11 protein-coding genes and 1 tRNA gene are annotated in these 13713 nt (G+C 71.6%); 8 read left to right on the top strand and 4 right to left on the bottom strand.

Annotation, left to right across the window (positions count from 1 at the left end; genetic code table 11):
• Window positions 1–36: 36 nt before the first annotated feature.
• Both BKA22_RS00210 and BKA22_RS00205 read right to left on the bottom strand, forming a co-directional pair.
• Window positions 37–2586, bottom strand: a complete 2550-nt coding sequence (locus tag BKA22_RS00210; protein WP_146952174.1) for a fibronectin type III domain-containing protein — start codon at window positions 2584–2586, stop codon at window positions 37–39.
• Window positions 2587–2683: 97 nt separating this feature from the next.
• Complete coding sequence (locus BKA22_RS00205; protein WP_146952175.1) at window positions 2684–3289, bottom strand: hypothetical protein; 606 nt, start codon at window positions 3287–3289, stop codon at window positions 2684–2686.
• A gap of 299 nt (window positions 3290–3588) precedes the next feature.
• On the opposite strand from BKA22_RS00205, the gene BKA22_RS00200 reads away from it, so the two are divergent.
• The 5 genes from BKA22_RS00200 to BKA22_RS19445 all read left to right on the top strand — a co-directional run bounded on the left by BKA22_RS00200 (window position 3589) and on the right by BKA22_RS19445 (window position 8196).
• Complete coding sequence (locus tag BKA22_RS00200) at window positions 3589–4422, top strand: DUF5677 domain-containing protein (RefSeq protein ID WP_146952176.1); 834 nt, start codon at window positions 3589–3591, stop codon at window positions 4420–4422.
• 310 nt (window positions 4423–4732) lie between these two features.
• Window positions 4733–5995, top strand: a complete 1263-nt coding sequence (locus tag BKA22_RS20040; protein ID WP_306458342.1) for a hypothetical protein — start codon at window positions 4733–4735, stop codon at window positions 5993–5995.
• A 53-nt stretch (window positions 5996–6048) separates the two neighbouring features.
• On the top strand, window positions 6049–6219 hold the full coding sequence (locus BKA22_RS00190) for a hypothetical protein (protein WP_179561569.1): 171 nt from the start codon (window positions 6049–6051) through the stop codon (window positions 6217–6219).
• Window positions 6220–6715: 496 nt separating this feature from the next.
• A complete protein-coding gene (locus tag BKA22_RS00185; RefSeq protein WP_188334898.1) occupies window positions 6716–7312 on the top strand; it encodes a hypothetical protein in 597 nt (198 codons plus the stop codon).
• 755 nt (window positions 7313–8067) lie between these two features.
• Window positions 8068–8196 (top strand): hypothetical protein, encoded by a 129-nt coding sequence (locus tag BKA22_RS19445; protein WP_257024073.1) that lies wholly within the window; start codon window positions 8068–8070, stop codon window positions 8194–8196.
• A 125-nt stretch (window positions 8197–8321) separates the two neighbouring features.
• Here the strand turns inward: BKA22_RS19445 and BKA22_RS00180 are convergent, their stop codons facing one another.
• Entirely contained in the window at window positions 8322–9440 is a 1119-nt protein-coding gene (locus BKA22_RS00180) for a tyrosine-type recombinase/integrase (protein ID WP_179561568.1), read from the bottom strand.
• Window positions 9441–9621: 181 nt separating this feature from the next.
• Window positions 9622–9692: transfer RNA gene (locus tag BKA22_RS00175), tRNA-Gly, on the bottom strand.
• A 208-nt stretch (window positions 9693–9900) separates the two neighbouring features.
• Here BKA22_RS00175 and BKA22_RS00170 point away from each other — a divergent pair.
• The 3 genes from BKA22_RS00170 to BKA22_RS00160 all read left to right on the top strand — a co-directional run bounded on the left by BKA22_RS00170 (window position 9901) and on the right by BKA22_RS00160 (window position 13711).
• Window positions 9901–11256, top strand: a complete 1356-nt coding sequence (locus tag BKA22_RS00170) for a glycosyltransferase (protein WP_146952179.1) — start codon at window positions 9901–9903, stop codon at window positions 11254–11256.
• 257 nt (window positions 11257–11513) lie between these two features.
• Window positions 11514–12890 (top strand): trigger factor, encoded by a 1377-nt coding sequence (gene tig, locus BKA22_RS00165; protein WP_146952180.1) that lies wholly within the window; start codon window positions 11514–11516, stop codon window positions 12888–12890.
• A 197-nt stretch (window positions 12891–13087) separates the two neighbouring features.
• Window positions 13088–13711 carry an ATP-dependent Clp protease proteolytic subunit gene (locus tag BKA22_RS00160; protein ID WP_146952181.1) on the top strand — a complete coding sequence of 208 codons (624 nt, stop codon included), beginning with the start codon at window positions 13088–13090 and terminating at the stop codon, window positions 13709–13711.
• The last annotated feature ends 2 nt before the right edge of the window (window positions 13712–13713 follow it).

The raw sequence follows: 13713 nt of genomic DNA, 5'->3' as shown, positions 1-13713 counted from the left end.
GCGCCACCTGAGCGCGCGGCCGCCTCGGGACGTTCCTCAGCTGGTGGCGGTCGTGCCCGACGTCGAGGCGAACGGGCTGGTCGTCTCCGGGCTCAGCGCCGCCACGCGCAGCCGGTAGATCGTCCCCCGGCGCAACGAGCCCAGCGTCACCTGCGTCGTCGTGGGCGGGACGCTCGTGGCCGCCCAGGTGACCCCGTCCGTGGACCACTCCACGCGGTAGGCGGTGACCGCGGGAGCGGCCGTCGTCGGAGGCGCCCAGGTGAGCGTCAGGCTCGTGGTCGTGCGCGCGGTGACCGTCGCGCTGCGCGGGGCCGACGGTGCGACCGCGGTCGTGACGCCTGCGGCGTCGCTCCACGGGCCGAGGAGCTTGTCGGCCAGGGCCGCAGTCCTGACCTGGTAGGGCGTGCCCGGCTTGAGCCCGACGAGCGTCGTGGTCCGGGCGTCGGCGGCGACGTCCACGGTCTTCCAGGTCAGCCCGTTGAGCGACCATCCGACCCGGTACCCGGTCACGGCGCTCGCCTCGCTCGGCGTCTGCCAGGTCACGGTCGCGGTCGTCATCGTGGCATTCACCCCGACGGCGGCCGGTTGCGTCGGCAGCGGCAGGCTCGTCAGCGGCACGGACGGCGCCCAGGAACCCGTGACGCCCTCACCCGCCGCCGCGACCCGGACCAGGTAGCCGGTCGCGGGGCTCAGCCCGGTGAGCGTGGCCGTCGTCGCCGAAGGCTCGGCCCGAGGGACGGTCTTCCACGTGAGCCCGTCGGTGCTGCGCTGCACGACGTACCGCTCGACGAAGCCCGCGGAGACCGACGGGGCCGCCCACGTGAGAGTCGCCGTGGTCGCGGACGTCGCGGTGACCGCGAGGGCGTTCGGTGCGCTCGGCGCCGCGGCGGTCCCGACCGCGAGCGGTGTGGACCATGCACCCACCGTCGTGCTCGCCGAGGCCGCCACGCGGAACCAGGTCGTCGAGCCCGGGGCCAGGCCCGTGACGGTGGCCGACGTGGTGGTCCGGGTCGTGGTGGCGACCGTCGACCAGGTCGAGCCGTTGGTCGAGCGCTGCACGGTGTACCCGGTCACGAGCGCCGGCGAGACGGTCGGGGCCGTCCAGACGAGCCGGGCCGTGCGCAAGGTGGTCGAGGCGCTCAGGGCCGGTGCGTCCGGCGCCGCTACGGTGGCTACCGTCAGGGTCGTCGACGCGGTGGCGCCCGTGGCGTCCACCCCGGTGATCGCGACGTCCAGGCTCGTCGCGGGTGCGAGCGAGCTGAACGTGATCGTCGGCCTCGTGACCACCGTCGACTGCCACGTGCCCGTGCCGACGACGCGACGCAGCACCGTCCACCGGGTGATGGTGCTGCCCGCCGTGCCGGCCGTCCAGGCCAGCTTGAGCGAGGTCGTCGTCGCCGTGGTCGTCACGTCGACCGCGGTGGTCGATGCGGCCGCGACCGCGCTGGAGAGCAGGAGCGTCGAGGCGGACCGTGCGTCGGTGACCACGGGCTGAGCGGCCGTCAGCAGGGCGAGCTCGACCTGCGCGGGTGTCGCCGCCGGCGACTGCGCCAGGTACAGCGCGGCCACCCCGGCCGCGTGCGGGGAGGCCTGCGACGTCCCGCTCATCGACGCGCCGGCGGCGTTGGTCGGCGAGGAGGACGGGATCGCCACGCCCGGGGCGAACAGGTCCACGCACGAGCCGTAGTTCGAGAACGACGCCCGGGCGTCGTTCTGGCCGGTGGCGCCGACGGTCAGCGCGGCCGGCGCCGAGGCGGGGGAGACCGTGCACGCGTCGGCGGACGCGTTCCCGGCGGCGGCGACGACCGTCAGCCCCCGGCCGACGAGCGAGGCGACGGCCTCGTTCAACGCTGCGGAGACCGGTCCGCCGAGCGACATGTTGACCACGCCCGGCGTGCCGGACGGGTGGTGGGCCGCGATCCAGTCGAGTCCCGCCACGATGCCCGTGGTCGCCCCCTGGCCGTTGCACGCCAGGACCCGCACGGGCACGAGGGTCGCGGCCTTCGCCACGCCCCACCGGGTCGAGCCGACGATGCCCGCCACATGGCTGCCGTGCCCGTGGCAGTCGCTCGTCCCGTAGCCGTCGGCGATCGCCGAGTAGCCGGCCGACAGACGCGTGCCCAGGGTCGGGTCCGGGCTGATGCCGGTGTCGACGACGTAGACGCGCACGCCGGCTCCGGCGCGGGAGTCGAAGGTGTACGCGTGGTCGAGCGGGAGCGAGCGCTGGTCGATCCGGTCCAGGCCCCAGGCGCTGTCGACGCCCTGGGTGTCGTTGACCGCGTACGTCTGGTCCGCCGCCACGACCTCGACGTCGGGCAGGAGCGCCGCGGAGGCCGCCTGCGCGGCGGTCATCTGGACGGCGACCGCGTCCAGCGCCTCGCCGAACTCCGCCCGCGGGTCGGCGCCGAGCTGCTCGAGACGGTTCGCGACCGCGCCCTGAGCACCGTCGTCGACCGTGACCAGGTAGGTGCGTGTGGGCGCCGCCGGTGCGGTCTCGGCGTGCGCGACACCCGGCGCGAGCGCGAGGCACAGCACGACGGTCGTGAGCAGGATGCGCCGGGTACGGCGAGGGGCGGAGAGCAGCACGCCCTCCTCATCGGGCGCCAGGGCGCGCGGCACGAGCCGTGAGGGGGTGGATTCCCGGGTGATCGTGCCGCTGCGGCCCGCAACCGGCGCCGCGGGCTCAGAAGTGGGGGAGCTCGGCGCGGGCGGACTTCTCGCGACGGCGGTACGAGGCCCGGAAGGCGACGACGACCGCGCACGGCCACACGAGTCCCGCCACGACCAGCAGCCACCACCACCCGTGGCCGTCCTCGTGCGCGACCACGGCGCCGAGCACGGCGGCGACCGGGCCGAGGACCGCCGCCTGCAACCAGGCCCGCCCTTCGAGGAACCCCTTGTACGTCCGTGGGCGGTCCCGGAACTGCAACCCGTAGGCGTTGGCTCCCAGCGCGTCCCAGACGTCGAGCGCCCCTGCGACGACCGCGGGGTCCTCGTGCGCGCCGACGGCGAAGACGAGTGTCTGCCAGCGGGTCCACGAGGCGTCCTCAGGAAGCTCGTCGAGCCGGTCGAGCCTCGCCAGGAGGTCGGGGCGCTCGCGCGCGAGCTCGACCACGCGGTCCCGCAGGCGGGCGTGCGCCGCCACCACGTCGTCATCGGGCATGCCGTCACGGCGCACCTCGAGCCGATCGCCCAGAGCCGTCCGCCGCCCTCGGGCCAGCGCTGCGCAGACGAGGGCGTCCGCGGCCACCGGGACCTGCCAGCCGTGGCGAGGGGGGACGGTGCGCACAGGGCACGCTACCGGAGCGGGCGCCTACCTGACCTGCGGTGATGCGGGGAGCGGACGACGGGAATCGAACCCGCGTAGCCAGTTTGGAAGACTGGACGTTGTATGCCTGTGACCTGCGCTGATATCGCTTGTCGATAGCAAGTCGGTACCCGGTCGGTATCGGGAGGTGGCGCGCGTGAAGTCGCAGCGCCGGACACTCCGCGCATGCGAGGTGGCCGATGGCCGACATCCAGGGCCGCTCAGTGTGTCGTCTCCTCGTTCGGCCCCCTGGTTAGGAGAGGTGCTCGTAGGCTCGTGACGTGGCCGACCCCGACGAGAGCGCGTCACCGGATGCGCAGCGCTGCTACGAGCTCATCGACGTGCTCGAGGCGGCGTGGACCGCGGGCCGTGACGTGGTCAAGGTCACGGCGGGCGTGGACCAGGTGTTCGCGCCGGTGTTGTTCGCGCACGTGGCCCACGCAGTGCAGCTCGCGAGCAGCGTCGCTCACCTTCACCGGGCCGGCAAGGGCGTCGCCATGATGCCGACGGTCCGCCAGGTGATCGAGTGCTCGATCAGAGCGGTCTGGCTGGAGCAGTACCGCGGGAACGTGCGTGCGGTCGTACGTGACGGGTACCGGCAGCGCAAGAACATGATCGACAGCGCTGTGGCGGCGACGTGGTTCGATCCGTCGGACGACATCGTCCAGAGTGCGGGTCGCATCCTCGAGGGAGACGACGACAAAGCGACGTCCGGACGCTCCTTCGAGCGGATCTGCGCGGAGTTGGTGGGCGGCGAGCGTCAGTACGCGCTATACCGCTTAGCGTCCGCGCTGACTCACCCAGGCACCGACCTCGTCGAGCTCTACATCGATGCGAGCGAGACTGCCAACAGCGGGATCGCCTTCCTCACCGTGCCGGACTTCGCCTCCGCCGATGCATGGCTCGGCATCGCCGCACAACACGCCCTGGTGGCGGTGTACGCATGGGATCGGGCGGAACTCGGTCGGCCCTACCGCACCCTCCTGCGACCGTGGGCGGAGGAGTTCGGCGTCAACCGCACGCAGCCTGGAATGACCGGGCTCGGGTTCCAGGCGGCGAACCGAGCGGAGACTCGGCGCCGACGGGCACGCAAGGCGAAGCAGCGCGGACGCTAGACGACGTCGGCGATCGAGCTGTCTCGCCCGTTGGTCGGGCAGGCGCGGTTCGAGCAGACGCGCCGTTCCTCGACTGGTGGTGTCGCGTCAGCGATGGATATGTCGCCGGCGACTCGAACGATGCGCACCAGTGACCCACAGGTGCGGCACGGGGATGTATCGGGTAGGTCTGTCATGCTCGCGCACCTAGCGGCCCTGGGCTCACCGGTCGCGCTGGGCAGCGGCACGACGCCCTGCCCGGCCGTCAGTGAGGAAGAGCGCCGGCCGGTGCGCGCTCCAGGGTGTCCCCCCTTGCCGGTCGACCGCGGGTATGGAGAGTACCGACACCCCGGCCCCGTACGCCGGCTACTCGCTCGCCCGGGTTCGCCGCGCGGGCGGTGACGAGACGCCTCGATTCGAGGCCGTCCTGACACTCGACGGGCGGCCTATCGCGCACGTGAGCAACGGCGGCGAAGGCGGGTGCCACCGGTACAGCCCGCTCGACGCCGGCGGGTGGTCGGCGATCGACGCGTTCAACGAGTACGCCCGGACCTGGAACCAGGGGAGCGAGCTGGCGGGAATCGAAGACGCCGACCAGCTCGCTGACCGGCTGCTGACCGTGCACCAGATGAACTGGCTCAGGAGCCTGCCGTTCGTGCTCGACGACGAGGACTTTTGGGTCAGCGGCGAGTACGCGCGGTTCAAGGGCGGCGTGCCCCACGAGCAGGTGCTCGCCGCGCTGCGCAGCCCACGTCGAACCCGGCTGGGGTCTCGCGCTCGACCTCGGCGGCGGCATCAACCGCTGGTCGACGCCGCAGCGCACCTGGATGGTCGAGCACGCCCCTACCTACGGCTGGGTGTCGCCGTCGTGGGCGCAGGTCGGCGCCGACAAAGAAGAACCCTGGCACTGGGAGTTCGTCGGCGGAGAGACCCCGGACGGTGCGGTATGAGCACCGAGACCCGGACCGGTACAGGCTGGCGGTGGGCGCGCCGGGTCCTCACCGTGACCCTCCTGGTGGTCGCTGTGATCGTGGGGATCAGCACCCGTGGGCACCAGCCCGCACCCACCGACGACCCCACCACGGTGGGGATCGTGCCCGACGCGCCAGCACCCACACCCACGGGGTCAGCGACACCGACGGCGACGGCCACCGAAGTGCCCGAGCCCGAGCAGGACACCGACGACGTGCCCGCGGATGGGCCTGTGCCGGAGCCCGACCCGGTGGCGATCGCAGACTCCGCGGCGGCGCAGGCGGCAGCGACGACCGCGGCGATGGCCTGGTGGGCCAGCGATCAGGACCAGGTCGACAGCGCCCGGCTGACGGGTCTGGTGACCCCGGACGCGGTGGTAGCTGACGGGCCCGAACTCGACGAGGAGAGCTGGTCGACCACGGCGAGCGTCTCGTACGTGGTGGTCGTGGACGGCTCGGACGCGGAGGTCACCTACCTGCTGGCGCTCTCCTACGAGGCGCTCATCCCGGCGTCCGGCGATGACCCGGCTGTGCGCCTCCGCGGCTCCACGACCCAGACCGTGACCGTGACCCGCCAGCCCGATGGCCGGTGGCTCGCCAGCTCGATCGAAGAGCCGGCATGACCGCCGGTGCGGCACCCGCAGCACCGGACCCCACCCAGCAGAGGAGCACGACCATGACCGAGACGACGGCCGAGACCCTGACCGAGACCCAGGCCGACCCAGCGGAGGAGAGGCTCGGTCACTGGTGGATCCGGCTGCTGATGACCGCCCTGGACGCCATCGACCCCCGCACAGCCATCGGCAGCCTGACGAGCGGCGACGGGTACGAGATCGGACGCCGCTGACAACCCGACCACCCTCCGCACCCCCCTCCCCGTCACGCTTCGACCCGCACCGGCCCTCTCTGGTGCGGGTCGTTGCATGCGCCCCGGCGGTGGGTCGGTGAGCGCGGTGGGGAGAGGGGAACGATGGTTCCGCTGTTGGGCGGTCGCGGGTCATCGGGGTGGGCCACGACGGGTGAGAGGGTGCTCCCCGACGTGGCCGGGTGGGGATGTGCGGCGGGGGGCGTTAGTGCAGGTCAGAGCAGGGACCGGAACTCCCCGGCACAGCGGTCGGACCACCGTGTGCCAATCGGTGGAGGCGTCAGCCTGACTCCAGGCTGCTCTTCCTCAGTCGTGCCGGCCCGGATCCCTTCAACGCGCACACCCGGTCAACTCTCGAGAAGTCAGGAGGCAGATGACACGAGTCATCGATAACCGGCACGGCGGAACCGAGTATCTGGTACTACGGGTACTACCCGGCCCCAACCCGAGCTGGGGGGTTGTCGATGAAGGGGGATTTGTGAACAAGAGAGTCAAGTTGTCGACGTTGGCGGCGGGCGTTGCTGCCCTGATGGCCGTCGTGAGTCTGGCGCCGGCCGCTACTGCTGCAGAGAGTGTCGCTGAACCGCTGCCGCCAGCAGCGATCAACAACCCGGACGTTCCGCTGGAGACCATCGAGGCACTGCCCGAGGTGATCCAGAACGACCCGGACGTCATCATCGATCCGGAGCTCGAGCTCGGGCCGATCGTGTACCCGAACGGAACGCCCGTCGAAGGGCAGAGCGCTCGCATGACCGCCGCCGCTTGGTCCTGCGGCGGCACGGCGCAGGCGAACGTCTTCAACACCTGGGGTCCAGCGTCCGTCGGTGACTGCACGGTCTGGGGCAGCGCCGGATGGACCCAGGGCTACACCTGGACCGTCGAGGACCTGACGAAGAGCGTCTGCGTCCAGGTTCGTGGCTTCAACTCCTCGGGCACGCGCACCTGGTACGGCGGAGGCTGCGGCTTCAGCAACGCCGGTTTCAGTGTTCCCTGGGGCAACGTGCTGTCGAACCCCGCAGTGCGGGCACAATCACTGGCGGTCGTCTCGTACAACTCCGTCCCCTGGCACATCTAGCCGCATACCGTTGGTGGTGCGCCACTCCGCGCACCACCAACGGTGGCAGCACCCGGGCGGCAGGCCCCGGCTCGGGCCCGACGGGCTCGGCACGAATGGAGGAAGCAACATGAGGCTGTGGATCAGTGTGGCCGTCTTCGGAGCCGTCTTGGTGCTGATCACTGTCAACTTCCTGCGAACCCGCCGACGCGGGACGAGCATTGCGAAGACTCTGCGCCCGGACGCCTCGGAGTTCATCTCGCTGCAAGACGACCTCCTGGGGCGGCCACACACGGCAGGCGCAACATCTAGTTCTGCTGGCCCGGTCGCGACTCTCTTCGAAGATCGAGGCGACCCGCTCCAGGGCCTGAACGCACCCGCTCCCCGAGAACTCCGACCCACACGGACCGACACTGGTGACCCGGCCGCACTCGACGCACCGGGCGACGAGGCTGACTGAGGCGGCGGCGAGAGTCCGCTTCCACCTCGCTCTCCCCGTGGGGCGCTTACGCCCCGCCACCGGAACCGCCTGTTCCCTGCCGACGGCACGTCACCATCCCCGTGGCTGCTCGCCGGTTCGCTACCACCATGACCGCCGAGACGCCGACATCACCACCCACCACTGCCTGGACGCCCACGACGACCTGCCCGTGCACCGTCGTGGGCCCGCTCCTGACAGGACCAGGCTGTTCCAGGCGGACCTGGCGGTGTGAGACGTGCGGGCGCGCTTGGGTGCCCGCCCCGGTCGTGCGGGGTGTGCAGGCAGGGAGGGCGCAGTGAGCGGAAGGCCCACGCTCAGGGTCATCGCGGGCGGGCACCACGGGGAGCAGTTCGTGCTCGGAGGGGTCGAGCGCACCGGAGCCGGGGTCGCCGTGGCCCTGGAAACGGGTCTGCTGCACGGATAGGTGACTCCCGCGGAGCCTGGCCGCCGCCGACTTGCCCGCGCCACGGTCGCACCTCGGCATGTGGGCACCCGTGGGGTAGGTGCACCGCTGCTCAGCGCGCGAGCGGCGATCCGCTCCTCAGTCGACTAGCCTGTCCCGTCTCGACGGCGTCGGCGCTCCGCCAACTCGTCCTCGGACGGCAGCGGCAGCACGCCACCGCCCGACGCGGCGCCCAGCCCGATTCGGGCGGCGATCGCTTGGTCGCGCTCGTCGAATGCTCGCTGGTAGATGAGGAAGGCGCGCGCGGTTGCCTGGCCCATCCGACGCATGCCCTCCCGGGTTGATGCTCCAGTCTGCGCGGTGAGGGTGCCGCCGAGGTGCCGCAGGGAGTGGAACGTGAAGTCGTCGCGCCCAAGCGGGGCGGACGCTTCCCTGATCTGCTGGTTGATCCAGTTGGTCGGGGGAGGGGAGCCGTTGCGCGACGCCGTTAGTAGAGCGTCAGGGTTCGGGCCGACGAAGAGGGCCATGTGGACTCGCAGAAGCTCGACGAGCATCGGCGGTAGGTACACCACCTGGTCCGAGGCTGCCCGCTTCGTGGGCTTGAACTGCCCTCGGTACCACTGTGACTCGAACCGGAGCGAGCCGGCCGCGAGGTCCACGTCACGTCGGCGCAGCGCAACCAGCTCGCCGTAGCGGGCCGTGGAGCCGACCGCCAGGAGCAGGAGCATCCGGTACTTCTTCGGCATGCGAGCCACGATCCGACGGAACTGCACTAGGTCCGGCGTGGCCTTCGTGCGGTGGCGGATGGTCTTCGCGACGTCCTTGATGCGGCACGGGTTCGCGGTGATCGCTCCGTCGTCCACGGCGACGGCCAGGATCTGGTGCAGCAGCGCATACGAGCGCGCGCGGGCCGTTTGTGTGCCCTTCTCGCCTTCCTTCGCGTACCACTGGCGAACCACGGGCGGGGAGATCTGCCGCAGTTGCAGAAGGCCGAGCCCAGGCAGGATGTGGTTGTCGAGGTACCCGGCGTAGAGCTCGCGGGTGGACGGCGAGCAGTCGTGCGCGGCGAGCCACGTCGTCGCGTACTGGTCGAGGCGCTGGGCGCCGGCCGCTGGGTCGTGCCACGAGCCGTGGTTCCGTTCGCGGGCGAGGTCGTCGAGCCACTCGCGGGCGTCCTCCGCGGTGGCGAACCGCTCCAGGTGGTGGACACGTTTGCCGTCCGCGCCCGGGTAGTACGCCTGGAACCAGCCGGCCTGCGGCTTCACGCCGCCGAACGGTCGTAGCCAGGTGGCCTCCTGGGCGGCGTTTGATAGCCGGTCACGGACGGCGCTCGGTACTGAGCCGGTACCGGAACAGGCTATCGCGGCCCATCTCGGTACTGAACGAGGATCGCCGTGAACGTCGTGGGAGGCCCAGAAACCGCCTCTGAACTGCATCGATGCTGGGAGCGGACGACGGGAATCGAACCCGCGTAGCCAGTTTGGAAGACTGGGGCTCTACCATTGAGCTACGTCCGCACGGGTCCGCGCACGAGCATGCAGGTGCATGCAGCAGCGGACCGCGGCACCCAGGGTACCGGCTCCGAAGGAGCCGTCCGCGCAACCGGCGCCGTGACCTGGCGCAACCCTCGAGATCGCCCACTTCACCCGATATCGGGCGTATCTCCGGCGCGCCCGACGGCCTCCTGTGCTCCTGTACATCCCCACACCCCCGCATGGAGCACTCATGAGCAGGATCCTTGTCGCCCTGAGCCCGATCACCGGTCACGTGCGCCCCGCGCTGCCGGTCGTCGCCGCGCTGGTCGAGGCCGGCCACGACGTCGTCGTCTACACCGGGAGCAAGTTCGCCGGGTCGGTCGCCGCGACCGGCGCCGCCGTGGCACCCATGGTGCGCGGACGCGACATCGACGACGCCCACCTCGACGCCTGGTCGAAGGCGCAGGGAGCGCCCGCACCGGGCGTCCGCCGCCTGCAGTGGGACGTCCGGCACGTGTTCGTGGAGCCGATCCCGGACTACGTGGCCGACCTCACCGACCTGGTGGCGACCTTCGCGCCCGACGTCGTCCTGAGCGAGAGCGCGTTCGTCGCCGGAGCGGTCGCGGCGGCCCGTCACGGGCTGCCGTGCGTGGCCCTGTCGGTGATCCCGCTGTCCGTGTCCAGCCGCGACACCGCACCGTTCGGCACGGGGCTTCCCCCGGCCACGAACGCGCTCGACCGTGCGCGCTACGCGGCGCTGCGGCTCGTCGTCGAGAGGGTGGTCTTCAGGGACGCCCAGCGTGCCGCGCGGGACGCGATGGACTCGCTCGGCATGCCGCGACCGGCAGGCTTCCTCCTCGACTGGGTGCACGAGCTGGCCACGTGCGTGCTGCACGCGTCCGTGCCCGGTCTGGAGCACCCGCGCAGCGACCTGCCGGCGTCGGTCGAGCTGGTCGGCCCGATCCTGCCGGCGGGCGTCGACGCCTTCGAGCGCCCTGCGTGGTGGCAGGGCGTGCTGGACGCGTGCTCGTCGCGCCGACCCGTCGTGCTCGTCACGCAGGGCACGGTGGCGACCGACCCCGACCGGCTGCTGCGGCCGGCGCTCGAGGCGCTCGCGGACGAGGACGTGCTGGTGGTGGCGACCGCCGACCCCGAGGACGTCCGGCTCACGGGCGTGGTGCCCGCGAACGCCCGCCTCGCGTCCTTCGTGCCGTTCGAGCACCTGCTGCCCTTCGTCGACGTGCTCGTGACGAACGGCGGGTTCGGCGGGGTGCAGCAGGCGCTCGTGCACGGGGTGCCCGTGCTCGTGGCGGGCAGGACCGAGGACAAGGCCGAGGTCGGTGCGCGCGTCGTGCGGGCCGGTGTGGGTGTCCGGGTGCGTACGGACCCGCGCACGGACGTCGCGACCGCGCAGGACGTCCGGACCGCGGTGCGGACGGTCCTGGCCGACGGCCGGTTCGGTGCGCAGGCGCGTGCGCTCGCCGCGGAGTACGCCGACTACGACGCTGTCGCCCGCACGGTCGAGGTCGTGCAGGCGCTGGCCGCTCGACCGGGTCGGTCGGCCGCGGCCGCGGTCGGCGCGGGCGGTCGCCGACGGGCGGCCTGACCGCTCGCACGCACGGCGGAGGCGACGCCGATGGCGCGCCGCAGGTGGCCCGGAGGAGGGGCCGGGTCACCTGCGGCGCTCGTGCCGACGCGGGAGGCCGTGCCCGCAGACGCCGCCCGCGCCCGAGCCCGGGAACGGCTTCCTGTTCGGTCGCAGCGTGAGCCGTGACGTAGGATCGAGGGTCGCGTGACGCGTCGTCAGCACGGATGCCGCCGGACCTCTCCGGTGCCCGCCCCGATCAGTTGGAGACCATCGAAGTGAAGAGCGCCGTCGAGACCCTGGATCCCACCAAGGTCAAGCTGACCGTCGAGGTGACCTACGACGAGCTCAAGCCGAGCATCGACCACGCCTACGAGCACATCGCCGAGCAGGTGACGGTCCCGGGCTTCCGCAAGGGCAAGGTGCCGCCCCGCATCATCGACCAGCGCGTGGGTCGTCCCGCCGTCATCGAGCACGCCGTGAACGAGGGCCTGTCGGCCTTCTACGCCGAGGCCGTCCGGGAGAACAAGCTGCGCCCGCTCGGCCAGCCCGAGGTCAACGTGACGCAGGTCCCCGGCCTGTCGACCGAGAAGGACGCCGAGCCCGGCGAGCTGCACTTCACGGCCGAGGTCGAGGTCCGCCCCGAGATCGCCGTGCCGGCCCTGGACGGCCTGTCGGTCACGGTCGACGACCTCGAGGTCTCCGACGAGGACGTCGCCGCGCGCCTGGACGCCCTGCGCGAGCGCTTCGGCACGCTGGTCGGCATCGACCGCCCCGCGGTCGAGAAGGACTTCGTGGTCCTCGACCTCGTCGCCACGATCGGTGACGAGCAGGTCGACCAGGTCTCCGGCGTCAGCTACCAGATCGGCTCGGGCAACATGCTCGAGGGTCTCGACGAGGCGCTCACCGGCCTGTCCGCCGGCGAGACCACGACGTTCGAGACCGAGCTGGCCGGTGGCGACCACGCCGGCGAGCGTGCCCAGGTGACGGTCACCGCCACCACGGTCAAGGAGCGTCAGCTGCCCGAGGCGGACGACGACTTCGCCCAGCTCGCCAGCGAGTTCGACACGCTCGAGGAGCTGACCGCCGACCTGCGCGAGCAGGCCGCGCGGATCAAGGCCTCCAGCCAGGCCGTGCAGGCCCGTGACCTGCTGCTCGAGCAGCTCCTCGAGGGCACCGAGATCCCCGTCCCGGACGGCGTCGTGCAGGCCGAGGTCACCCGCCACCTGGAGTCCGAGGGTCGCCTCGAGGACGACGAGCACCGCGCGGAGGTCAACGAGCAGGCCGCCACGGCCCTGAAGAACCAGATCCTGCTCGACACCCTGGCCGAGCAGCTCGACATCAAGGTCTCGCAGCAGGAGCTCATCGACTACCTGGTCAGCGCCTCGCGCCAGTACGGCATGGACCCGAACACCTTCATCCAGACGATCGACCAGCAGGGTCAGATCCCGATGATGGTCGCCGAGGTCGCCCGCTCGAAGGCCCTCGCGGTCGCGCTGCGTCGCGTCGCGGTGATCGACGGTGCGGGTGCGGCCGTCGACCTGTCGGAGTTCATCGGGACGGACGAGGACGACGCCGCGGTCGAGGCCGGCGAGGTCGTCGAGCCCACCGAGGACGCGACGGCGGACGCGGCCGAGGAGACGACGGAGGCCTGAGCCTCCCGACCCCTGCGACGAGGACCCCGTACCCGGTGGGTGCGGGGTCCTCGTGCGTCCGGGCGGGGTCGCTGCGCCGTCAGCGAAAACGGCTGGGACCGCGACATGGGCGGGCCGGGGTGCGCGTTAGGGTCCTTGCACATGCACGGTCGGACCGGTGCACCCACCGCCGACGCAGCCAGACGAGGGAGCCCTTCGTGAACCACCAGGTGCCGGCGATCGCCCGGGCAGAGTCCCCGGGACTCGGCCTCAACGACCACATCTACAACCGACTGCTGCGCGAGCGCATCATCTGGCTCGGCTCCGAGGTCCGTGACGAGAATGCCAACGCCATCTGCGCGCAGATGATGCTGCTGGCCGCCGAGGACCCGGACAAGGACATCTGGCTCTACATCAACTCGCCCGGTGGCTCGATCACCGCGGGCATGGCGATCTACGACACCATGCAGTACATCCAGCCGGACGTCGCCACGATCGCGATGGGCATGGCCGCCTCGATGGGGCAGTTCCTGCTCTCCTCGGGCACCAAGGGCAAGCGCTACGCGACCCCGCACGCCCGCGTGATGATGCACCAGCCGTCCGGCGGCATCGGTGGCACGGCCACCGACGTGCGCATCAACGCCCAGCTGATCCTGCACATGAAGACGGTGCTCGCCGAGCTCATCGCGGACCAGACCGGCAAGTCCGTCGAGCAGATCCACGCCGACTCCGACCGCGACCGGTGGTTCACCGCGCCCGAGGCGCTGGAGTACGGCTTCATCGACCACGTCGTCACGCACGCCGGCTCGGTCGCCGGCGGCGGCGGGACCGCTGGTTCCTGACG

Source organism: Cellulomonas soli (assembly GCF_013409305.1).
In the GTDB taxonomy this organism is placed as follows: domain Bacteria; phylum Actinomycetota; class Actinomycetes; order Actinomycetales; family Cellulomonadaceae; genus Cellulomonas; species Cellulomonas soli.
This window is presented reverse-complemented; position numbering and strand designations above follow the sequence as displayed.